Origin of the sequence: Trichocoleus sp. ST-U2 (assembly GCF_039961875.1) — a bacterium.
GTDB lineage: Bacteria > Cyanobacteriota > Cyanobacteriia > Cyanobacteriales > FACHB-T130 > FACHB-T130.
The window spans coordinates 40,845-64,912 of sequence record NZ_JAMPJY010000014.1 but is presented as its reverse complement, the minus strand read 5'-3'; the positions used below and the strand labels follow the sequence as shown (position 1 = coordinate 64,912).

Genomic DNA, 24,068 nt, shown 5'->3' with positions numbered 1-24,068 from the left:
TTTAAGCTACATTTTCCTTGAGAACTTTAGCCAAGACAATCTTATAAAAAAATCCCCTACCAGAAGGCAGGGGATTTTGTTTTAATTACCTAAAATGCATTGATTCAGCGAACTACAGGAGATCAACCAAATTTACCAGCAGTAGAGGCAATCAGGAAGGCGGCGTAGGTCAAGACATAGCCAACTGCAAAGTGAGCTAGACCAACCACGCGACCTTGGACGATGGACATAGCAACCGGCTTGTCCTTCCAACGAACTAAGTTCGCCAGAGGAGTGCGCTCGTGTGCCCAGACAAGGGTTTCGATCAACTCTTGCCAGTAACCACGCCAAGAGATCAGGAACATGAAACCAGTAGCCCAAACTAGGTGTCCGAACAGGAACATCCAGTCCCAAACCGCCAGGTTATTCATGCCGTAGGGGTTATACCCGTTGATCAACTGAGCGGAGTACAGCCAGAGGTAGTCGCGCAGCCAGCCCATGAGGTAAGTAGAAGACTCATTGAACTGAGCCACGTTGCCTTGCCAGATGCCCAGATGCTTCCAGTGCCAGTAGAAGGTTACCCAACCAATGGTGTTCAGCATCCAGAACGCAGCGAGGTAGAAGGAATCCCACGCGGAGAGTTCGCAAGTACCGCCACGACCGGGGCCGTCGCAAGGGAAGGCGTAGCCGAAGTCCTTTTTATCGGGCATCAGCTTGGAGCCACGAGCATCCAACGCACCCTTGACCAAAACCAGGGTGGTGGTGTGGATGGCGAGGGCGAATGCGTGGTGAACCAAGAAATCGCCAGGGCCAATTGTCAAGAACAGAGAGTTCGTACCGTTGTTGATAGCATCGAGCCAACCGGGAAGCCAAGGGCCACCAGCCATTGAGGCAACGCTATCAGGATTAGACAGGAGAGTATCCAAGCCGTAGAGGACTTTTCCGTGAGAAGCCTGAATGAACTGGGCAAATACCGGCTCAATCAGAATCTGCTTTTCGGGAGTCCCGAAGGCAACCACAACATCGTTGTGGACGTACAGACCTAGGGTGTGGAAGCCTAGGAATAGGGAGACCCAGCTCAGGTGCGAGATGATCGCTTCTTTGTGCTGGAGTACTCGATCGAGGACGTTACCTCTATTTTGTTCTGGGTCGTAGTCACGTACCCAGAAGATACCTGCGTGGGCAAATGCTCCCAGCATCAGGAAACCAGCAATGTACTGGTGGTGTGTGTAGAGCGCTGCTTGAGTTGTGAAGTCTTTCCCGATGAATGCATAGGGAGGCATCGCATACATGTGCTGCGCTACCAGGGAAGTAGCAGTTCCCAGCGCTGCCAGGTGTATAGACAACTGGAAGTGCAAAGAGTTGTTGTAGGTGTCGTACAACCCTTGGTGAGGTAGGTTGAATTGACCTTCAGTCTTGGTGCCAAAGAAGTTTTTGGCGTTCAGCATATCTCTGATGCTGTGACCAATCCCAAAGTTAGTCCGGTACATATGACCGGCGATGATGAAGATGACTGCGATCGCCAAGTGGTGATGAGCCATATCCGTCAGCCACAGCGATTGTGTCTGGGGATGGAAGCCACCCAAGAACGTCAGAATCGCTGTTCCTGCACCTTGAGAGGTACCGAACACATGACCAGCAGCCTCTGGGTTCTCAGCGTAGACGCCCCAGTTGCCGGTGAAGAACGGTCCCAAGCCTGCGGGGTGAGGCAGCGTTGTCAGGAAGTTATCCCAACCTACGTGCTGACCGCGAGATTCGGGAATCGCAACGTGAATCAAGTGACCTGCCCAAGCCAAGGAGCTAACGCCAAACAGACCTGCCAGGTGGTGGTTCAGCCGAGGCTCGGCACTCTTGAACCAAGAAAGGCTAGGACTGAACTTGGGCTGTAGGTGCAGCCAGCCTGCAAACAAGAAGACTGCAGACAGGACAATTAGGAACACTGCACCTTGGTACAGATCATTATTTGACCGCATACCGATGGTGTACCACCAGTGGTAAACACCTGAGTAGGCAATATTCACTGGAAAAGTCGCACCACCTTGAGTAAAGGCATCTACTGCCGGTTGACCAAAGTGGGGGTCCCAAATCGCGTGAGCGATAGGACGCACATTCAACGGATCTTTAATCCACTGTTCAAAATTACCTTGCCAGGCGACGTGGAACAGGAGGCTAGAGGCCCACAGGAAGATAATTGCCACATGACCGAAGTGAGTAGCGAAAATCTTTTGATAAAGATTTTCTTCCGTCATGCCATCATGGCTTTCAAAGTCGTGAGCCGTTGCAATCCCGTACCAGATCCGACGTGTAGTCGGGTCCTGAGCGAGGTCTTGGCTAAATTTGGGGAATTTTGTCGCCATAGTCTCCTCAATTATCAGTGCTGAGTGCTGAGGACTCAGAGCATCATACTCTTTACTCAGCACTCGTTACTCAGGCTTAAATCATCCTATTGAAAGGATTCGCGCCTCGAAGAACGCCCATATCGTGACGATCGCGCCCAGGAGGAAGTGAGCTACCCCAACGGCCCGACCCTGAATGATGCTCAGAGCGCGAGGCTGAATAGAAGGGGCAACCTTCAACTTATTGTGAGCCCAAACAATCGACTCAATCAACTCCTGCCAGTAGCCACGACCGCTGAATAGGAACATCAGGCTGAATGCCCACACAAAGTGAGCGCCCAGGAACAGCAGACCGTAGGCTGAGAGGGCTGTACCGTAAGACTGAATTACTTGAGCAGCTTGTGCCCATTGAAAATCACGCAACCAGCCATTGATAGTGATGGCACTCATCGCAAAGTTGCCTGCGGTGATATGATCCACCGTTCCATCAGCATTGACTGTGCCCCACACATCGGATTGCATTTTCCAGCTGAAGTGGTAAACCGCGATCGCAATGGTGTTGAACATCCAGAACAGACCCAGGAATACATGGTCCCAACCAGAGACCTGGCAGGTACCACCACGACCGGGACCGTCGCAAGGGAAGCGGAAGCCCAAATTCATCTTGTCTGGAATCAGACGAGAGCTACGGGCAAACAAGAAGCCTTTCAGCAGAATTAGAACAGTGACGTGAATTTGGAAAGCGTGAATATGGTGGATCATGAAGTCCGCCGTACCCAGCGCGATTGGCATCATCGCCACCTTACCGCCTACAGCAACGATACCGCCGCCGAAGGCATAACTTACTGGTTCTAGCTGGTTAGGAGCTGTGCCACCAGGAGCCAGAGTGTGCAGGTTTTGCACCCACTGAGCAAACACCGGCTGCAACTGAATCGCCGTATCCGAGAACATATCTTGGGGGCGACCCAAAGCACTCATCGTGTCGTTGTGGATGTACAAGCCAAAGCTGTGGAAGCCTAGGAAGATACAAACCCAGTTGAGGTGGGAAATAATTGCATCCCGGTGACGAATCACCCGATCCAGCACGTTGTTCTGGTTCACTACCGGATCGTAATCCCGCACCATAAAGATGGTAGCGTGAGCCGCTCCGCCAACGATCAAGAATGCCCCAATCCACATGTGGTGAGTGAATATGGACAACTGAGTAGCGTAGTCAGTGGCAAGGTACGGATACGGAGGCATCGCGTACATATGGTGAGCCACGATGATGGTCACAGAACCCAGCATGGCAAGGTTGGTTCCCAACTGCGCGTGCCAGGATGTGGTCATGTTTTCATAGAGACCCTTATGACCGTCGCCTGTGAAGGGACCTTTGTGGTTCTCTAGAATTTCCTTAATGCTGTGACCAATCCCCCAGTTCGTCCGATACATATGACCGGCGATCAGGAAGAGTACTGCCAAGGCTAGGTGATGGTGTGCCGTATCTGACAGCCACAATCCACCTGTCTGGGGATTTAAACCGCCTTTGAACGTCAGGAAGTCAGCATACTGGCCCCAGTTCAAAGTCCAGAATGGCGTCAACCCTTGGTTAAAGCTGGGATACAGTTGGGCCATCAAGTCACGGTTCAAGATGAACTCATGAGGCAGCGGAATATCTTTGATGGCAACTCCTGCATCCAGGAGCTTGTTGGTGGGCAGCGCCACGTGAATTTGGTGAGCGGCCCAAGACAAGCACCCCAGACCCAGCAACCCAGCTAGGTGGTGGTTTAGCATTGACTCTACATTCTGGAACCATTCCAGTTTGGGAGCCCGCTTGTGATAGTGGAACCAGCCAGCAAACAGCATCAGAGCTGCTGCTACCAAGCCACCGATGGCAGTGCAGTACAGCTGGAATGTGTTTGTGAAGCCAGCTGCCCGCCAAACCTGGAACAAGCCAGAGGTGATTTGAATCCCGTGGAAGCCACCGCCCACATCGGCATTCAAAATATCTTGACCAACGATAGGCCAAACGACTTGAGCGCTAGGCTTGACGCCTAAAGGATTAGCTAGCCAAGCTTCGTAGTTTGAAAACTTAGCGCCATGAAAATACATACCGCTTAGCCAGATGAAGATCACGGCTAAGTGACCAAAGTGCGCGGCAAAAATTTTCCGAGATACGTCTTCTAAGTCACTGGTATGACTATCGAAATCATGCGAGAGGGCGTGAAGGTTCCAAATCCACGTGGTGGTTTTTGGACCTCTAGCAAGGGTGCGGTCAAAATGACCCGGCTGCGACCACTTCTCAAAGGAAGTAGGCACTGGATCTTTATCGACAACAACCCTTACTTTTTTCTCCTCTCGCTCCGGAGGACTGATTGTCATGAGGACTCTCCTCTCTCTAGACAAGGAACGAGTTCTGTCCCATTAGAAAATTAGATTTTAATGGGTAGGAAAGCAGGCTCTTTGAAGAACTACTTTCCCCAATTTATGGAATACCCGTTTTAAAGGGTTCGCTGAGAGGGAAGGGTTGTAAAACCACACCCTCTATCTTTGTAGATGATAGGACTAGGTTTACTGGGTATTTCGAGCCACTTAACAATAATTCAAATTTGGTCAAGTATTGATGCAACTTAGCTTGCACCTCCATATTTAGTGTTAAAAAGTCAAGAGGGATTAAATTTAGTTAACAAAACGCAACGATTAGCTCATTTAAAATCCGTGTCTTCTGGGTTGTCAGAGCCTGAAATTCACGGCATTGCGAGGGTGTAGTTGATGCTTTTGGGCTATAGTTCCCTATGGACAGGTCTTGATTTTTGATGTTGGTCGTGGAAGGAGTAGGAGTGCGTGTTGGGCATGAATCGCCGGTGGAACCCTCTAAGAACGATAGTTTCGTTACTGATGGCAACTGTTTTGGTAGGAAGTTTAGTCAGTTGTGGCGATCGCGCCCTGACGACCCCATCAGGTACCTCCAAACCCTCATCTTCTCTAAGCTCTGGGCAAATCTCAGAGGTATCTCCCCCCGAGGTCATTCAACAGCTGCGCCCAGCGTTGGAGAGTTATCAGCCTCAAGTCACCATCCTCAGTCCCCAAGCTGATGAAGTTCTTCAAGACACAACAGTGGCAGTGCGGCTCCAAGTTCGGGATCTACCCATCTTCAAAGACCCCCAACTCGGTCTTGGCCCCCATTTACATGTCATCCTGGACAACCAGCCTTACAAAGCCGTTTATGACTTAGAACAGCCTCTAGTCTTTGAAGATTTAGCTCCCGGAACTCACACCCTGCGAGTTTTTGCCTCCCGCCCCTGGCATGAGAGCTTCAAAAACGAAGGTGCTTACGCCCAAACAACCTTTCACCTTTTCACCAAGACAACGGACAACAACCCCGATCCAGGGCAGCCTCTGTTGACCTATAGCCGCCCCACGGGCAGTTATGGAGCCGAGCCAATTATGCTTGACTTCTACCTGACTAACGCCCCCCTGCACTTGGTCGCCCAGTCCAATCCCGACGACGAAATTGCCGACTGGCGAGTTCGCGTTACCGTAAACGGTCAAAGCTTTGTCATGGACAGATGGCAACCCCTTTATCTCAAAGGCTTTAACTCAGGGAAGAACTGGGTACAACTGGAATTTTTAGATGAACAGGGAAATCCAGTCACAAACGTCTTCAACAACACCGTGCGGCTGATTACCTACGAACCGAAAGGCAAAGATACCCTTGCCAAATTGGTACGCGGGGAACTCTCGGCGACTGCTGCTCGCGGGATTGTAAACCCCAACTACAGTGGTAAGACGCCAGTGCCGACAGCAACCCCTGAGCCATCTTTCACGCCGACGCCGACGCCGACACCGGAACCGTTAGCGCCTCCTGCCGTTGAAGAAACACCAGCGCCGCAGCTGAGTAAAGAAGAACCGACGTCCTCTGAAGTTGAGCCAGCCAAGCCAGCCGAGGCACCCCCAGCGACAAAACAGTTAGAAAAACCCCAAGGCGGATTCTTTAATCGTTTTCGGCGTTCAGAGGCTCCAGTTAGCCCACCACCTGCACTGCCAGTGCCTGAGGCAATTGAGGAGCCTTCTTCCTTAGCCATACCCCCAGAAAAGATTCCTCAACCAGGGACTTTACCAGAGATAACGCCAAGTCCAGAAGCAAGTCCTGAAGTAGAAACGGTTCCATCTACGCCCCCAGCGTCCCCAGCGCCAAAGCAGGTAGAGAAACCCAAAGGCGGATTCTTCAATCGCTTCCGGCGTCCAGATGCAGGTGTTGATACTCCTACGCGCAATTTACCGCCAGCCTTACCGGAAATAGTCCCATCGCCAGCGCCAGAAGAGCCGCTTCAGGTAGTACCTGCTCAACCAGATTTGCTACAACCACCGTCCTCGCCTCAGCCAACAGATTCTGTACAGCAGAAGACTGAAGAGACAACCCAATCAGCTCAATCATCCCCAACCTTCGCTCAAGCAAAACCAAAAGCCGATATCAAGGACGTATTGATTCCTAAACCTGCTGCGGCTCCACCGTTGCGGATTATCCAAGCTCCATCTGAGCCAGATATCCCCAGCCGTTTCTTCCAAAAATCAAAACCGGCAACACCGGAACTAGAAGTCCCAACAGCGGAAAATCCAGAGGATGCTCAGCTAGGGGAAGCTGCAACGCCTTAGAGATTGCTCAGGAATCCATAAATTGGTCTCAACAACAGATGTAGGGGCACGGGCTTTGTCCTTACCCCTAGGACCATAGATGGATATTGATTCTCTGAAAGCCCCAGGCTTACCGTGCTGCTTCGCGAATGCGTCTCTAAATATCTAAAATTCCCACCGATTCATCTTTAACCGAACAGTATCGGCTTTACAACATCCTTCTTGAGGAGCGTTCTGTTCCCATCGCGGTTAGTGAAAAAGGAGACATGATGACGCCCCGTGTTAGAGCGCCAGAATTTCCCCAAAACCAAATCTGGTTCAATACAGATCGTCCCCTTTCCCTACGTGAATTAAAAGGGCGAGTGGTAATTCTTGACTTTTGGACGTATTGCTGCATCAATTGTCTGCACGTCCTGCCAAAGTTGAAGTACCTGGAGCAGAAATACAAAGACAGCCTCACGGTGATTGGCGTCCACTCCGCCAAATTTGACAACGAAAAAGAAGTTGAAAACATTCGTCAGGCAGTTCTGCGCTACGACATTGAGCATCCAGTTATCGTCGATAGCAATTTTGCTATTTGGAGTCAGTATGCTGTCCGTGCATGGCCCACTTTGACGATGATTGACCCCCAAGGTTACGTCATCGGCTATGTATCTGGGGAAGGAAATCAGGATGTCGTAGAGAAGCTGATTTCGCAGCTGATTCAACAACACAAAGAGAGAGGAACGATTAATTTTCAAGAACTCAGCCTTACTTTAGAAAAACAGCGGCAACCGTTGGTAACACCCCTGGCTTTTCCCGGTAAAGTGTTAGCGGATGAAACACGCGCTCGCCTGTTCATCGCTGACTCCGGACATCACCGGATTGCGATCGCTACCCTTGCCGGTAAACTGCTACAGATCGTTGGTACTGGCAAACAAGGCTTAACCGATGGTTCCTTTACAGATGCTCAATTTTTCGCTCCCCAAGGCATGGCACTCGACGCAGAAAATGACATTCTCTATGTTGCCGATACCGAAAATCATACCCTGCGACAGATCGATCTAAAGAATCAAAAGGTTGAAACAATTGCCGGTACTGGCGAACAAAGCCATCACCTTCGCTCCTACAGGGGTACGGCACGAGAAACTCCTCTTAATTCTCCTTGGGATTTAGAAAAAGTAGGAAATCGCTTGTTTATTGCGATGGCAGGAGTCCACCAAATCTGGGAAATGCAGCTGGAAAACGGCATCATTGGTACCTACGCAGGGATTGGAGCCGAATCATGCGTTGATGGGAATCTAGACGAATCTGCCTTTTCTCAACCCAGCGGCATTACCACCGACGGACAAGAGTTATACGTTGCCGACAGCGAAATTAGCTCAATCCGTGGCATTGGATTGGGTGAAAAGGTTCAGGTGCGAACAATTTGTGGCAGTGGTGAGCTATTTGGGTTTGGGGATATTGATGGTAAAGGCTTTGAGGTTCGACTCCAGCATTGTTTAGGCGTTGAATACGCTCAGAATTACCTCTGGGTCGCTGATAGCTACAACCACAAAATTAAGCGAGTTGACCCGAAGACCGGGATTTGTAACACAGTTTTGGGGGATGGGACGGCAGGAAACAAAGATGGACAAGGCACCAGCAGTCAATTTTTTGAGCCATCAGGAGTGAGTGCGATTGGCTCTCATTTATACATTGCCGATACTAATAACCATGCTATCCGTCGTGTCGATGTCGCCACAATGGAAGTGATAACCTTGAAATTTGCTGGGTTGTGTGCGCCAGACGTCTGTATTCCTACCGCTGATTAAAATAAGAGGCGAGACATGGAGAGTTTAGATTTTGGATTGTAGAAGACTTATAGCGATCGCATTTTGTCAGCAGCCACTTCCAGCAATATATTTGTAGCGACCTTCAGGTGAAATAGTATTACACGGCACTCGTGTGCCTCTACTCAGTAATCTACAGCCCCAAGTACCTGCAAGACTCTCTCAATATTGTCTAAATCTCCCACAATCCGTCGCACAGGTTCAGGCCAAACCCTAACAAGGGTAGGTGTAGCAGAGATATGATTTGACTCCGCCTGTTCTGGATGTTTGAAGATGTCAATCACTTTCAAAGTGTAAGGATGACCCAGAGATTGCTCTAACAACTGATGCAGGCTTTGGAGTGTGTGTTCGGTAGAGCCATTATGACCGGAAACAAATAGGCGCAGGACGTACCCAGGCGTCGAAACTGGGCGGAATGAAGGCTGGAAACCCGTGCGTTCCAAGCGCACAATCAAATCGTGATTTTCCCAAAGTTGGGGAAATTGGTGACGATAAGTTTCTAATACGATAGGATCGCCTAATTCTGAAGGCCAAGGAGCAACTTGCCAATTTTGCAAGTTGCTATTCTGGAAAATCCCATTCAGCAATGCCTGATGCCGTCGTACCGGCAAATAAACCTCAGCGGCAATTCGTAACTGCTGGGTGTAAGGATCGAGCCACCGATCGATCGTCGCGGTATAAGCTGGCACTAAAAAATGGGGAGGTTCGGGTAATCCCAGCATTTCTTGAAGTCCAGCACACAGATGTAGGTGCCAGTGGCTCTGCTTATTGGGATCGATGCAATAAATTAAGTCTCCCCCTGGCGTAAACAGGGCAATACCTTTAAAGAGCTGGGGAAGAGAGAGTGGATCTTGAGTCAAGAAAAAGCGCCAAAATAATAAAAATGAAAGAAGAAACCCTTCTTCCATTTTTAATTTTTAATTTTACATTTTTAATTGTTACACCCGACCTCGGAGGAACTGAGCCATCTCATTCGGAGTGGGCGACATTTCCAGAGCAGTCTCTTCGGTGATTCGACCCTCATGGTAGAGGTCGAGGAGGGCTTTGTTCATTGTCATCATGCCGTCAAAGCTGGAGCCTAGCATGATTCCCGTAATTTCTTCGTACTTACCCTCCTTAATGTAGTCCTTGATTGCTTCGGTATTAATCAGGATGTCGTGGAAAGCCGCACGCTTGCCATCGGTCGTTTTGCATAATCCTTGGGAAATGATCGCCACCAGAGATTCAGCGATCGCTATTTTCATCGAATGCTGCTCTTCTGCTGAATACAGATTGAGAATCCGCTCAATCGTTTTCACAGCGCTATTGGTGTGCAGCGTCCCCATCACCAAGTGACCCGTTTGCGCCGCTTTGAGAGCAGTGTTAACCGTTTCTTTATCTCGCATTTCCCCAACCAGAATCAGATCGGGATCTTCCCGCAAAGCGGCTTTCAGCGCATTGTCGAACTTTAAGGTGTTCAACCCTACTTCCCGGTGCTTAATCAGCGACTTGCGACTCGTATGAACAAATTCAATCGGGTCTTCAATCGTGATGATGTGCTTTGCCATCTCCTTATTGATGTAGTCAATCATGGCAGCCATCGTGGTGGATTTACCCGAACCCGTTGGGCCTGTGACCAAAATCAATCCCTTATGGTAATGGGAAATATCCTTAAACACCTCTGGCAACCGCAGTTGCTCCAAAGTCAGAATATTGTTTGGAATCAATCGCATCACCATCGCTGGACCGCGCATCGAACCAAACACGTTAATCCGGGCGCGAGAGAATTCATACTGGGTAACGCCGTCAAAGTCTAAGCGCTCTTCAAATTCCCGAATCTGAGCATCAGTCATCACCTCTCGCAACCAGCTCATGAATGTCGCTTCATCCGTCTGCGGATAATCGGTCATCTCCATGTCGCCCCGTTTGCGGTAGCGAGGAATTTCACCGACACCTGCATGAATGTCGGAAATTCCGTTTTCATGAGCTTTGACGACGATTTCCTTCAAGGTGGGCTGTCCGGGACTAGGACCTGGACCCCTTGCAGCCGTTCGAGCCACCACCGTTGCTGCTGTTGCTGATGCTGCCGAGGCAGCTGTAGCAGGGGATCGAACTCCTGTCCCCGCTGCTGGAGGAGCCGCTTTCGGTGGAGCAGATACAGAAGCTGCCCCTGCACTTGCCGCTGCATGGGGAGAGGGCGGCGCAGTCATCTGCATCGTTTGCATGGGCTGCTGCTGAGTGGAAACGGTGGCAGCTGTATCCCTAGCCGGAGGTCGCATTCCTGGCGGGGGTGGTGGGGGAACGCGGGGTGGAGGCGGTGGTGACATGGGCGGACGCTGCGGTTCTGTCATCTTTCAACTACCACTGATTGAAAATTTGTAGGAATCGTTACAAAAAAAGCTAAGGATAGCCCGCGAATACGTTCTTTTAAGACGCAAAGCGATTCGGTGGAACACGCCACAGCTTTTATTTGAGGAGCCTTAAAAACTCCTATTCCTAGTTTTCCCAAAACTTTTGGTTCGCTAACATTCAACGCCAAAAATTCTCTTACCAGCTCAAAACAGCAGCAGTGGCAACTTAGCCGTCTGGCGGCGGTTTACCCGTTAGCCCTAGATGAGCTGGTTTATGAGAATACCCGTTGAAAGTTATAAGATATGTTAAGCGTACTGAAAGCGGGTTTGGTTGTTTCGCTCTGCCACTGCTTGGGCTACAAAATTGCTCGATTGGTGGAAAAGACTGAAACCTAGAACCTCTTCAAATTTCTATCTTTTGGATGATGGTCGTTTTATAAGGCAGTCTAATATAGAGCATTTGGAAAAGTTTCGCATCCATAAATCTTCTGGATTGACTGTAAATTTTGGTTAAGAACGGCTCATCTAAAGAAAAGGATTAACTATACTGATTTTCACTTAGTCGATACTAGGGGATCGATTAAAAGTCATTTTCCGCATATAAATTTGTTCTTTGACTATCAGGAGAAAAAATCGTGCAATTAAGTCACAATCAAGGTTTGGCAAAAGTGTATTCATTGTCTATGGTCAAGAGCTTTTTGATCTGGACTTTTACTTTAGGGGTTTGCTTGCTGGTGGTGGGTTTCCCCTTAGTTGTTTTGATGGTTACGGTTGGCGCTTTGTTAGCGATCGCTTTACAATCTGTACTGCCAGTTAGCGCAGTTTTGTTGGTCGCTGGAGCTTTAATTGGCGGGAATATTTTGGCAGTTGTCGCTGGTGCGGCATTGCTAACGCTGAAGGGTGTTAATCCTCAAGAAGTTCGTTGGTTGCACTGGCTGCATGGTGAAGCCAATCCGCTACATACCTCTGTCTATGCAGCTTGCCCACTAACCTGCGATCTAGATTCTTGAATGGCCTGTGAACGCTTTTAATAAGTTAGTCTATTGTCTGCAAGAGTTCTGCGACCCGGCACCTGCCGGGTCTTTTCGTAGGAAAATGGCAAGCGTAGGATGGGAAGAGAAGTGCGATCGCGCTTCTCTCCCGATTATTCCCAATTAAGTTAAATTTCCATGCCGCCATCTCCTATCAAAGTTTGCATCACGCTGGGAACCCGTCCGGAAGCCATTAAGCTAGCACCTGTTATCCAAAAGTTTCAGGAATCGCTAACTTTTCAAACTCACGTAATATTGACGGGTCAACATCGAGAGATGGTCGAGCAAGTCATGCAGCTATTTGGGCTGAATGCCGACCAAAATTTAGAAATTATGCAACATCAACAAACTCTGACAGATATTACTTGTCGTAGTTTGCGAGGATTGGAAACTGTATTTAAACAGTTACAGCCTCATTTGGTAGTAGTTCAAGGAGATACAACCACAGCCTTTGCCGCAGCTTTAGCAGCGTTTTATCAAAAAATTCCTGTCGGTCATGTGGAAGCGGGATTACGCACCGACGAGCTTTTTAATCCTTACCCAGAAGAAGCCAATCGGCGATTAATTTCTCAGCTAACTCAGTTACATTTTGCCCCCACAACCCTAGCGGTAGAAAATCTGCAACGTTCTGGCGTCACTGGCGAAGTTCACCATACTGGGAATACAGTCATCGATGCTTTATTAACCGTGGCGAAAAGTCAGCCGGATTGCCCGATTCCCGGTTTGGACTGGAGTGGATATCGCACGCTACTGGCAACAGTCCACCGACGCGAGAACTGGGGAGAACCCCTGCGGGGAATTGCGGAGGGATTTCTCCAAATATTAGATAAATTTTCGGATACTGCATTACTGTTGCCGCTCCATCGCAACCCGACTGTGAGAGAACCGCTACAAGAACTTCTCGGTAATCATCCCAGAATCTTCTTAACAGAACCGTTAGATTACGCCGAACTGGTAGGGGCGATTCAACGCTGTTATTTGGTATTGACTGATTCTGGAGGATTGCAGGAGGAAGCACCGAGTTTGGGGAAGCCGGTACTGGTATTGAGGGAAACCACCGAACGACCAGAGGCGGTAGCCGCGGGAACTGCAAAATTAGTAGGAACAGAACCCAATCAAATTCTTGCAGCGGCAACAGAACTCCTCAGCGATCGCAGTGCTTATCAAGCAATGGCAACGGCAATTAATCCCTTTGGCGATGGTCGTTCTGCTGAGAGAATATTGCAAGTTGTTGAGAAACATTTCCAAAGCTGTTAACAAGTCGCGAATTCTTAAGGAAACAGAGCATCGCCCGTGGTGGGGTCAAAGACAAATAACTGGTTGAGGTCGAGCTGTACAGAAATGCGATCGCCGGAATGACCCCGCCAATCTGAAGCTGCCTGGATATTGATCGGTACCCCAGACGCCGGTAAATTCGCCCGAATCAGTGTCTCCCGTCCCAGCGGTTCTACAACCTTCACCTCAACCATCAGCAGTGAGTGCTGTAGAGGCAAGACCCCGTCCCGACCAAAGGCTTCGGGTTCTTGTTCGTTTTTAATCTTTAATTTTTCATTTTTAGTTGTTATATGCTCTGGGCGAATCCCTAACTCTATGCCCTGTCCCTGTCTGAGTTGCAACTTGTCCTGAAGCGCTGGAGGACAAGATAAAGCCTGATCCCCCACCTGAAAAACTTCACCCGTATAAGTCGCGTGGAGAATATTCATCGGTGGATTGCCTAAGAATGTAGCAACCATCAAATTTGCCGGTCGCGCATAAATTGTTTGCGGGTCGCCAATTTGTTGAATCCGACCGCGATTGAGTACCACAATTCGATCCGCTAGGGTCATCGCCTCTACCTGATCGTGGGTGACGTAGATCGTGGTAATTCCCACTTGTTGGTGCAATTGCTTGAGTTCTGCCCTGGTATCGTCTCGCAGCTGGGCATCTAGGTTAGAGAGGGGTTCATCTAATAAGAATACTTGGGGTTGACGAGCGATCGCTCTCCCTAATGCCACCCGTTGCTGTTGTCCCCCCGATAGCTGCTTGGGTTTGCGGTCGAGGAGATGGGCGATATCGAGCGATCGCGCGACCGTCTCTACTCGTTCCTGCATCGTTTTCGCGTCAGTTCCACGCATCCGTAGACCAAAAGCTAAATTTTTAGCAACGGTCATGTGCGGGTAGAGGGCGTAATTTTGGAACACCATCGCCACATCTCTTGCCCTAGCAGGAATCTCATTCATCAGGACATTCCCAATGTAGAGATTGCCGCTACTTTGCGTGTCCAAACCCGCAATTGTCCGCAAAATCGTGGATTTGCCACAACCGGAAGGTCCCACCATCACCCAGAACTGCCCATCCGGCACCTCGAAGGAAATATCCTCAATCGCAGTAGCATTATTAAATTTTCGGGTAATTCCTTCTAAGCGAACGTTTGCCATTGTTGTTAGAGATGAGTCAATTAGTCATTAGTTTATAGTTCAAAGCCCTAGTTTCTACTGCCCACGTTCCTCTAGCAATCTTCGTTCGCGTGGGGTACACCAAAACTCTTACTCATTAAGCATTTCAGCTTGTTATTTAGCAATTCTCATTTATTTATAAACTTCTTTCATTTTTCTTCCTTGGCGCTCTCTCCGCCAACGCGGTTCATCATAGAATGACCCAAAACCACTAATTATCACAAAGTAGGCGATCGCTTTCTCGGACTTTGGGATTGTTTTCTAAATAGTCCTGCACCCAACTACAACTGCGTGCCAGGAGATTATCGAGATCCAGATTCCACAACATCACGGTTTTGTCCTTACTGGCAGAAGCTAGAATCTTGCCATCTGGACTGAAACTCACACTGGTAACGCGATCGCTATGACCTGGGAGCGTTTTAATTAACGTGTCATCCAGTCGCCACAATTGCACCGTGTTTTCCCAGGTCGTCGTCGCTAGAATTTGACCATCCGGGCTAAAACTAACGTGAGCAACGCTATCCGTATGCCCTTTCAAAGTTCGATATAAAGAACCATCGCGCCGCCAAAGTTTAACCGTATTGTCATAACTCGCGGATGCGATTAGCTGACTATCCGGGCTAAAAGCGACATCCAAAACCCAACCACTATGTCCCGGTAAGGTTTGCAGATATTTTCCCTCGGCAGTCCAGACTTTGACCGTATGATCGTCGCTAGCAGTCGCCAGTAATTCCCCGTCGGGGCTAAAAGCCACTGCATTAACGCGATCGCGATGCCCAGTTAAAGTTTTAATCAAATTGCCCGAAGTATCCCAAAGTTTTACCGTCTTATCACGAGAAGCAGAAGCAATCATTTTGGCATTGGGACTAAACGCCACATCCAAAACCCAATCGCTGTGCTTATTTGGCTCATTCAGGGGGTTGAGAAGCGTACCCGAGCGATTCCAGAGTTTCAACGTCTTGTCACGAGATGCAGAAGCAATCAACTGAGAGTCGGGGCTAAAACTCACGCTATTGACCCGATCTTTATGTCCATTCAACGTAGCGATCAAAGAACCGCTTCTGTCCCACAACTTCACTGAATTATCTTGACTGGCAGAGGCAGCCATCTGACCATCGGGACTGAAACTCACATCATATATCTGATCCGTATGTCCTCTTAAAACAGTGCGCGACATATCATTAAGTCGCCAGAATTTGACAGTTTTATCGTAACTACTAGAAGCAATCGTCTGACCATCGGAGCTAAAACTAACACTTGTCACCCCATCACTATGTCCCCGCAGGATTTTCAGCAGCTTCCCGTTGCGATGCCAGAGTCTCATTGTATTGTCATTACTGGCAGAGGCAATCATCTGGCTATTCGGACTAAAACTCGCTCCAAACACCCAGTCACTGTGTCCCTGAAGAACCCGGATCGTTTGTCCAGTTTGGTAGTTCCAAAGCCTGACTGTTTTGTCATCGCTTGCTGAAGCTAACAACTGCTTATCGGGACTGAAATTGAGGTTGGTTACTTTGCCAGTATGTCCCTTGAGGATTTTGTAGGGTTGCTCGACCGTCATGGAAGCCATGTTCCAGATTGTCACTGTTTTGTCGTCACTCGCCGATGCTAAAAATCGACCATCCGGGCTAAAAGTGGCGCTGGTAACTTTTCCGTTGTGTTTCAATGTTTTCAGCAACTTGCCGGTGCGATAGTTCCAAAGCTTTACCGTTTTGTCATCGCTTGCCGAAACTAATAGTTGACCGTTTGGGCTAAAGCTGACGTGATTAACCAAACTACCGTGTGCTTTGTCAATCGTTCTTAGTAAAGTACCGTCTGTTTGCCAAAGTTTTATTGTCTTGTCAGAACCAGTCGAAGCTAAGAGGCGACCGTTAGGGCTAAAACTGACGCTGGTGACGCTCTCACGATGACCTGACAAGGTTTTCAGGATCTTGCCATCGCGCCGCCAAAGTTTTACCGTTTTATCGACGCTGGCAGAGGCAATTGTCTGACCATCGGGGCTAAAGCTGACGCTCCAAACGACATCACGATGTCCTTCCAAGCGATTGCGTTCTTGTACTCCGTAGATTGCCTGCTGCATCGCCGTAACGACGCGCATTTGGGTATCGGGTTCTACCCCAACTGCACTTTCGAGGCTTTTCCCTGCCCTCAAGGCTTCAATTAAGGCATCAAATTCTTTGTAGGAGACAAAGAGCGTTTCGGAAGAAGCACTTAGGGCGGTGAGTTGAGCATTGGTTTGCGCGATCGCTGCCAGCTTTCTTTGAGCTTCGGCTCGCAGCGCAAATCCCCCGGCAGAAACTGCCAGGATTGTCATCATAATGCCGACGCCAATCGTTCGCAATTGTTGTTTCCGTGCCTGATACAGCTTTTCCTCACTTTGTGCTAATTGGGCTTTCAAGTTCAGATCGGATTTTTGACGAATCCGATCGACTAGATAATCATGAACCAATTGGTAACGGGCTTCTGACCCTTCCCAAATCACGAAAACCAAACCAGATCCTACAAGAATTTCTAAAATTAAGTCTAGTAGAGGCATTTCCCCACCCACTGCTCTTTCCGCCTCAAGCTGCAATACGGTTGCCAGCTCTTGCTTCGTCTTCAGGGGTCGCGTTCCTTTCTCGTTCGTCAATAAAAATAAAACGTTCCAAGCCAAAGCTTCATTTTCGATACCACAATCAGCAATGACTTTTTTCAGAAATCGCTCAACCAGTTCGGCTTTCGGATTCGCTCCCAATTGCTGATACTGTTGCATCGTGGTGATTTTGTCTTCTTCTTCCTGCAATTGGGCACCCACTAATTGCAATTCAATGGGGCGCACCTCTCCCAGTTCTTCAGCCAAATCTTCCACTAACCGATTAATTAACTGTGGCTCTAAATAAAAAAATGGAGAGCGTTCGGTTAAGCTTTTAACAATCTGCCGCGCATCCGGCTTAGAAAAATTCCCCAAATAGTAGCGAATATCTTGGTTTAAAATGTCGTTATTTATGACATCTAAATACTGGAGTCGTTCGCACTCTAGTAAATAATGCAGATAGTCTTCTCGCAGAGACAAAATAACTTTTACAAAGGGAATGTTGAGGCAGTCGCGCAAAAATTCATAAAACTGCCGCCGCATCGCTGGATTAGTACAGACGAAAAAGAATTCTTCAAACTGGTCAAAAATCAGAACGGTTAACAGATTGCGATCGCTATTGTGTCGCAACTGTTCTAGGAGGTTGGCAGCAAGTAGTGTCGGCGGAACCGCAGACATTGGCATTTCTTCAGCGCGATCGCTTTCTTCTAAGATTTCCTGTAAAGATAAAGTTTCTCCGCCCGTTCTCACTTCGCTGCTATCTTCTGACTCCTGTCCGGACGCGATCGGGACGGGAAGGTGTTGGGCGTCTTCCTCCTCTAAAGGGAGTTCTGATTCCTGGTTTCTGACTCTGAGTTCCTTCGATAATTGTCTTGCCAGCGTCCCTACCCAATCTTTATAAACTTCGATAACGACAGGTAAAACATCACGTGCGCCGATGCTTTTGAGCTGGAGTGCTGGAACTAAACCAGCAGTGATAATTGAGCTTTTACCAACTCCAGAAGGACCGTGAATCACAATCAATTTGTAGTCATTGCGGCCAATCCGGTCAATGAGGCGAGTGACATCCTGCTGCCGACCAGAAGCAGCAATTTCCTGGGGAATCGACCCTCCCAGGCGCATATCTCCTCCAGATGTGACGCCTGGGTTCAGAGCCTGCCGGTAAGGCTGTAGGCGTCCGGCACCTGTAAAAGAACGGAACCCGTATTGATGCTCCAGGGAACGCTGCTCTTGCTTCAGTTGAAAGGCTTGCAGATAATCACCCTGCTGAAAGTAGAGCGATCGCAGTGCCTTGAGAATCCGCAAACATAAATGGGGATCGTACTGATGGTTACACTTGTTGAGCGCTTGTTCCAAGTTTTGAATCGCGGCAGCAGCTTGCCGCTGTCCCAAATGTTTCTGAGACTGTGCCAGCAGCAACAAATATAAACTTTCGTACTGAGATTGGGGGATTGCGGCAGAAGTTGTCTGGAACGTTTCTTCCGCCAGCGTTGAAAGTGCCAGAGTCGCTTGCTGATACGCTTCTATCCAATTGGACTGGTTAAGCGCCACCTCCGCCAGAAAGCCAAAATCTTGAGCCTGCTGGAGGTTTGCATCATAAGTTTGATGCAGGATCAAAGCTTTTTCTGCCAGCTCCTGCAAATCCGCCCACGCTTCCAAACGCCGCAGCACTTCACAAAGGAATGAAATAAACTTAGCAACCAGTTCTGGACGTTGAGCTTCCTCAAAAACTTCAATGCACTGCTGAAAATAATCTCTCGCTTGCTTCCAGTGCTGGCGGCTCATTTCCGGTCGCAAGTTAGCCAAACGGGTATAGCATTGCCCCAAGTGAAACAGCAGCAAACCCACTTTTAGGACTGAGTGCTGAGGACTAACGACACACAGAGAATCGGAAATCGTGGTGCTTGCCTCTTGACCCTCATTTCTGATGTTTTCCCCAGTCCGTACTTCGTGGCGCTTTGCTAACAGTTCTGAGTCTTCAGTCCTGAAATAAGCCAGACTTCGTTGATAATGGGCGATGCTTGACTGGATTTGATCGGTGGCGTAGTCATTGCGCCCCCGCACAAATTCGAGACTTGCCTGTAGTTGAGGCTCCAATTGTTGCCCGCGACGCCGCAAATCTGTTAAGGCCGACTCCAGTTCTAGGCGATGCTGGGAACCAACAACTAAATCGAGAGCGGAATGGTGCAACAACTCAAAATTGCTAGAATCTAGCTCTCTGGCAAATAGAGAGTCCGCTTTCTGCCGCAATAATTCGATTAACTCATCCCCTGACATCACAAATCGGATCGAAGAAGCTGCCCAGCTTTTGAAATCTGGCGCAAACCGAATCAGCTTTTGTAGCACCGCGTCGGAGAGCCACAACACGAGGGGGAAAGGAAACTGAGCGCGAAATTCATCGCGTACTTGATTGGTTGAGGTCAGCAGTTGATCGAGAGCGACTACCGACTCCAGCCCTAAAATCATCGCGGCGGACAATATTTCTGTTTGTCGAGACGTATTCCCTGGCTCTTCCAGCGCTTCCAAGATGGGGTTGTAAAGCGTCTTGACCGAATCTGCTAATATCACCTCGCGCACGGGAAACGGATTTTGTTCCCGTACCTGCTGCACCATCCGCTGTTGCAACAAGCTATAGTTGCAGCGCACCAAAATTAGCGAGAATTGCCCCTGAGAAAGGGCGATCGCTCTCAAGAGCGTCTTTAATGAGCGTTGGTTGTATGCATCTGCCTCTTCTGGTCGGCTCAGATCGGTCATTGCTTCTACGTTTGGCCTGCGCGTTCGATAGACAATATTCCTCTGCCAATGCTTTAGCAGTAGCGGTATTTTAAAAACGAATAGGCACAAATACTATTTTTAATCAGATGAACCGGCTTCGGAGCTGCTTAGGTTTTGCATTTGCAATTGACTGATAATTCGCCAGAATTATCGTCAGGCAGCTTTGTTATACGTGAGTTTTATGATTCCCAGAAATCGTTGATTAAAATGAGTTCCTCCACTCATTTCTGCCAAGATGTCTCTTTTCCTAGGGGCTTAAGCCAAGAGTCTTATAAAGAATCCAGATAGGGAACCATCTGGAACTGCGTACCCAGCAGGAATTTTCGGTATTGCTCCCAGCATTGGCATCCAGGAATGGTTTGCGAACCAACCAGGTTCGCAACTCCCCCTTTAGCAGAGGTTCTTGACGGCTGTTTCGGCAACTCACATCTTATTATGTAGTTATCAGAGAATAAACGATTTTTCTGATAAAAGAAAATAGTATCTGTCCTGAGCAAGGACTAAACTCTAACCGCTCCTGATATAATCCAGTGCCTCTAATCCGAGGTAGGCATCAGCTCATCCGGAAACTTTTGCGAATGTTTAGGACAAAGTTGTACTCAAGGGGATTCCTTGCCTACTCCGGGAAGGGAACCTCTAATCTCACGCTTCTATAGCTATGCCAGTCTTTGGCTACACAGGGCAAGTAGGAAGCCAGGGAATAACAGCGATTGGGTAGATTTCCTGGAAAGTCGTTTGGAGTACCTTACTAAAAAAAGCTCCGAGCCAGACTCAGTAGACTGGAGACTCGGAGAAAATAAGCGCGAATAGAAGAGAAGAACAGATGATAAAAAGCGCAATCGCCGAGCGAGGAAAATTGATGCTTCTGTCTACTTCCCGCATCAGCAAGCTGAAAATTCCCTTACCTCGATTAAAGCTTAGCTTCCAGAGACTTGAGAAACTCTGTGTTAACACCCGACTCGCGGGTAAGGGCGATTTTGCCGGTACGAGCAATTTCACGCAAACCAAATTTATTCAGCACTTGAACAATCGCCACCAATTTGCCTGGATCTCCCACCACTTCTAAAGTGAGCGCATCCTCCGCAATGTCTACTACCCTAGCGCGGAAAACCTGAGCCAGTTCAATCACTTCCGAGCGATTGGAGCTGGTAGCATTCACCTTCAGCAACATCAGCTCTCGTTCTACACACGGAGTATCCGTTATATCCTGGACTTTTAGTACATTCACCAGCTTGTAGAGCTGCTTGGTGAGTTGCTCGATTACCCGGTCATCTCCCGGCACGACCATTGTAATCCGGGAGATTCCGAGCTGTTCAGCTGGTCCAACAGCAAGGCTTTCAATATTAAATCCCCGACGGGCAAACAAACCGGCAATCCGAGTCAGGACTCCAGCTTCATCTTCAACCAAAACTGAAAGGGTATGTTTCATTTTATACAAAACAGGCGGAGGCGCGATGTTGCTTTCAACACGCTAAGCAATATTTTGCTTCCCTACAAGAAGCTACGTGGGTTGTAAGCAGTACGTTAGCAAAGACTTACTACCTACACGGTATGCGAAGGCAATGTTAACAGAAATTACGTTAACGAAGCTACATCTTAATGTTACTGTATAGCACCCCTTGGCTACAAAAAAACGGCTATCTCTGTATATTTAGGGATTTTTAGCCCCCGGAAAACCTTAAATCTTTTCATTGATAGATGTCTTGATTTAGTAATTTCATAATAATGGTGTAGTTCAGCTTAATTCGGAGCAAAAATACCTATGGGTTGGTTAAAAAGACTTTTTGGCATGGAAAAGCCGCAAAATGCACAAACTAATGCGGTACCAGCACCGACAGCTCAAGCTCCTGCCTCAACCGGCACTGCAAGTAGCAGCGAGACGATTCCGCCAGAGCGAGTGGGATTAACTGGAGAATATGACCAAAGCGGACTTGCCAAGCGGGTTGCTCTAGCTTTCGATCAAGATCCGGATCTGGATGATATTAATACGCTCTATGTAGCCCAAACCGGCGGCACAGTTGTGCTAAAAGGACAAGTTCCCAGCCAGCAAATTCTCAATCAAATGGTCTCGGTCGCCCGGAGTGTGGAGGGTGCCACGGGTGTCCAAACCGATCAAGTCACCATTGGCTAGAAGTTAGAGGCCTAGAAATTCGAGGCTAGAAGAAAAAATCGATAGGGTGGGAAGTGCCCACCCTACTTGGCGAAAAGCTAATCACTCACTGCTAACTGTTTTTGGGGTGTAGCAGAGCTATCTACCTGGTCTTCAGGCATCGTTTCAAGCCAGTTGAGGATAATCTGGTTAACTTCATCTGGACATTCGTCATGGGGACAGTGACCTGCATCCAGCTCAACCAACTGAAGCTTAGGGTTGATATCCCTAAATCGAGCCAGTACGCTAAAAGGAATCATTTTATCTTGCCGACCCCAAATCAAGAGCATGGGCGTGTTCAAGGTTGGCAGTAAGGTTTTGACACTGGGGCTAAATTTAGCACTGGTCATCGCTTTAAGGATGGCACCGAATGCTGCTGCCGAACCCCGATCTTGAGCGGGACCTGCCAGAATATCTACCAGTTCGTCGGTGACAGCATTTGGGTTAGCGTAAGCGATCGCAGCCCACTTGCGGACGAAGGACGGACGCCTGACTAGATAAAAAACATTCTGGAGAATCACGGGTGAAGCCACAACACCTTTGACCCCTGCCACAACGGGGCGCAACCAGGCGGGAATTGCCTCTTCCTCCACGGAGGGATCGGGCAAACTCATCATCACAAAGCCCTTCACCATCTCTGGATGCGCGGCTGCCACTGCCAGACACACCAGCGATCCTATCGAATTTCCGACTAAGACTACTGGCTGCTGAATGAAAGTCCGCCAGAAATCATAAACTTGCTCTACCCATAGATCGACTTTGTAATCTGCCTGCGCCTTCCGGGATGCCCCAAATCCCAGCATATCCAGCGCATAAACCGTGTGAGACTGACCGAGTACCGCTAGATTGTGTCGCCAGTGTCCAATGGAAGTCCCAAATCCATGCAGCAGCAATAAGGGGGTCGTCTTTTGTGTCGGTTGAGACGCCCGGATGTATGTATAGCGAGTCTGCCAACCCCGCCAAACCCAGTCTCTTTGACTGCCAATTCGATGCTGCCAATGCTGGGTCACGATCGCTTTTGCCTCAAATTAATAAGTTTTATAAACTTTATCTTTGTCTGTTAATTTCCATTTTAGTGGTTTGCTGCTAGAGCGTGTCTCATCAGGGTTTCTGAGAACTTAAGTTAACAAACCTAGACAAAACCCATGCTGTATGGCTGCACAGAAAAAGTCTCTACCCCGAACACCAGACTTGCATCGTCTGCATAAATTGCCAATCAGCAGTCGTTGAGGGGGAGATGGGAGCGATCGCTTTTTGGAAGTTACGTGAACAACTATAGACAGAAACTCTCCCATACTCAGTAGAATGGCAGATACAAGGAAAGAAAAACTTGGTTTCTTTGGGAATGAAATTGAGAACGCCAGGAAGCAGCCTGTAGCTCTAGTGCGATCGCTCAAACATTCAACAACCCACTGCTATCAAAATTAACCTCATCAACTAACCGAGCAAACATAACCCTAATGCCTGTGATTGAGAAAAGACGCACTCGCGATCTACCCCAAATTAACGAACGTATTCGTTTTCCCCAAATTCGCGTCATTGACACCGATGGCACGCAGCTGGGAATTATGACGCCAAACGAGGCTATCCGCATCGCTGAAGAAAAAGAGCTGGATCTTGTCCTGCTCAGCGATAAGGCAGAACCCCCCGTTTGCCGGATTATGAACTATGGCAAATATAAATTTGAACAAGAGAAAAAAGCGCGGGAAGCTCGGAAAAATCAGCATACGGCTGATGTCAAGGAAGTGAAGATGCGCTACAAGATTGAAGAGCATGACTATCAGGTGCGAGTTAATCAAGCCGAGCGCTTTCTGAAAGCGGGAGATAAGGTCAAAGCCACGATTACGTTCCGAGGTCGCGAAATTCAACACAGCGATTTAGCCGAGGACTTGCTCAAGCGGATGGCGACGGATTTACAGGAACTAGCGGAAGTGCAGCAAGCTCCCAAAAAAGAAGGTCGCAACATGATGATGCTGCTGTCTCCGAAAAAATAGCTCAGTAGTCGGCGGTCAGTAGTCAGTGGTCAGTGGTGTGGG

At 48.6% G+C, this 24,068-nt stretch carries 14 protein-coding genes; 6 read left to right on the top strand and 8 right to left on the bottom strand.

Annotation, left to right across the window (positions count from 1 at the left end):
- Window positions 1–122: 122 nt before the first annotated feature.
- Both psaB and psaA read right to left on the bottom strand, forming a co-directional pair.
- The gene (gene psaB / locus NC996_RS11920; protein WP_190410332.1) at window positions 123–2,336 is read right to left on the bottom strand and encodes a photosystem I core protein PsaB; all 2,214 of its coding nucleotides are present in this window, start codon (window positions 2,334–2,336) and stop codon (window positions 123–125) included.
- A gap of 81 nt (window positions 2,337–2,417) precedes the next feature.
- Window positions 2,418–4,676 (bottom strand): photosystem I core protein PsaA, encoded by a 2,259-nt coding sequence (gene psaA / locus NC996_RS11915; RefSeq protein WP_190410333.1) that lies wholly within the window; start codon window positions 4,674–4,676, stop codon window positions 2,418–2,420.
- Window positions 4,677–5,147: 471 nt separating this feature from the next.
- Between psaA and NC996_RS11910 the strand changes: the two genes are divergently transcribed.
- Window positions 5,148–6,950, top strand: a complete 1,803-nt coding sequence (locus NC996_RS11910) for a hypothetical protein (RefSeq protein WP_190687410.1) — start codon at window positions 5,148–5,150, stop codon at window positions 6,948–6,950.
- A 248-nt stretch (window positions 6,951–7,198) separates the two neighbouring features.
- Window positions 7,199–8,722 carry a thioredoxin-like domain-containing protein gene (locus NC996_RS11905; RefSeq protein WP_190687483.1) on the top strand — a complete coding sequence of 508 codons (1,524 nt, stop codon included), beginning with the start codon at window positions 7,199–7,201 and terminating at the stop codon, window positions 8,720–8,722.
- 143 nt (window positions 8,723–8,865) lie between these two features.
- Here the strand turns inward: NC996_RS11905 and NC996_RS11900 are convergent, their stop codons facing one another.
- Together NC996_RS11900 and NC996_RS11895 are read right to left on the bottom strand one after the other, a co-directional pair.
- Entirely contained in the window at window positions 8,866–9,648 is a 783-nt protein-coding gene (locus NC996_RS11900; protein ID WP_190437783.1) for a circadian clock KaiB family protein, read from the bottom strand.
- 30 nt (window positions 9,649–9,678) lie between these two features.
- Window positions 9,679–11,070, bottom strand: coding sequence for a type IV pilus twitching motility protein PilT (locus NC996_RS11895; protein ID WP_190410336.1), 1,392 nt, complete (start codon window positions 11,068–11,070; stop codon window positions 9,679–9,681).
- 635 nt (window positions 11,071–11,705) lie between these two features.
- On the opposite strand from NC996_RS11895, the gene NC996_RS11890 reads away from it, so the two are divergent.
- Window positions 11,706–12,080, top strand: coding sequence for a hypothetical protein (locus tag NC996_RS11890; RefSeq protein ID WP_190410337.1), 375 nt, complete (start codon window positions 11,706–11,708; stop codon window positions 12,078–12,080).
- Window positions 12,081–12,239: 159 nt separating this feature from the next.
- Window positions 12,240–13,358, top strand: coding sequence for a UDP-N-acetylglucosamine 2-epimerase (non-hydrolyzing) (wecB, locus tag NC996_RS11885; protein WP_190687408.1), 1,119 nt, complete (start codon window positions 12,240–12,242; stop codon window positions 13,356–13,358).
- A 14-nt stretch (window positions 13,359–13,372) separates the two neighbouring features.
- On the opposite strand, the gene NC996_RS11880 is transcribed toward wecB, so the two are convergent.
- From NC996_RS11880 to ilvN, 3 genes are all read right to left on the bottom strand, one after another.
- Window positions 13,373–14,518, bottom strand: coding sequence for an ABC transporter ATP-binding protein (locus NC996_RS11880; RefSeq protein ID WP_190410340.1), 1,146 nt, complete (start codon window positions 14,516–14,518; stop codon window positions 13,373–13,375).
- Between the two features lie 229 nt (window positions 14,519–14,747).
- Window positions 14,748–19,862, bottom strand: a complete 5,115-nt coding sequence (locus NC996_RS11875; RefSeq protein WP_190687406.1) for a hypothetical protein — start codon at window positions 19,860–19,862, stop codon at window positions 14,748–14,750.
- 931 nt (window positions 19,863–20,793) lie between these two features.
- The gene (gene ilvN, locus NC996_RS11870; RefSeq protein ID WP_190410342.1) at window positions 20,794–21,312 is read right to left on the bottom strand and encodes an acetolactate synthase small subunit; all 519 of its coding nucleotides are present in this window, start codon (window positions 21,310–21,312) and stop codon (window positions 20,794–20,796) included.
- 333 nt (window positions 21,313–21,645) lie between these two features.
- On the opposite strand from ilvN, the gene NC996_RS11865 reads away from it, so the two are divergent.
- Window positions 21,646–22,014, top strand: a complete 369-nt coding sequence (locus NC996_RS11865) for a BON domain-containing protein (protein WP_190410343.1) — start codon at window positions 21,646–21,648, stop codon at window positions 22,012–22,014.
- 77 nt (window positions 22,015–22,091) lie between these two features.
- Here NC996_RS11865 and NC996_RS11860 read toward each other — a convergent pair whose 3' ends face one another.
- On the bottom strand, window positions 22,092–23,042 hold the full coding sequence (locus NC996_RS11860) for an alpha/beta fold hydrolase (protein ID WP_190429292.1): 951 nt from the start codon (window positions 23,040–23,042) through the stop codon (window positions 22,092–22,094).
- A 450-nt stretch (window positions 23,043–23,492) separates the two neighbouring features.
- On the opposite strand from NC996_RS11860, the gene infC reads away from it, so the two are divergent.
- Entirely contained in the window at window positions 23,493–24,026 is a 534-nt protein-coding gene (infC, locus tag NC996_RS11855) for a translation initiation factor IF-3 (RefSeq protein ID WP_190410345.1), read from the top strand.
- The last annotated feature ends 42 nt before the right edge of the window (window positions 24,027–24,068 follow it).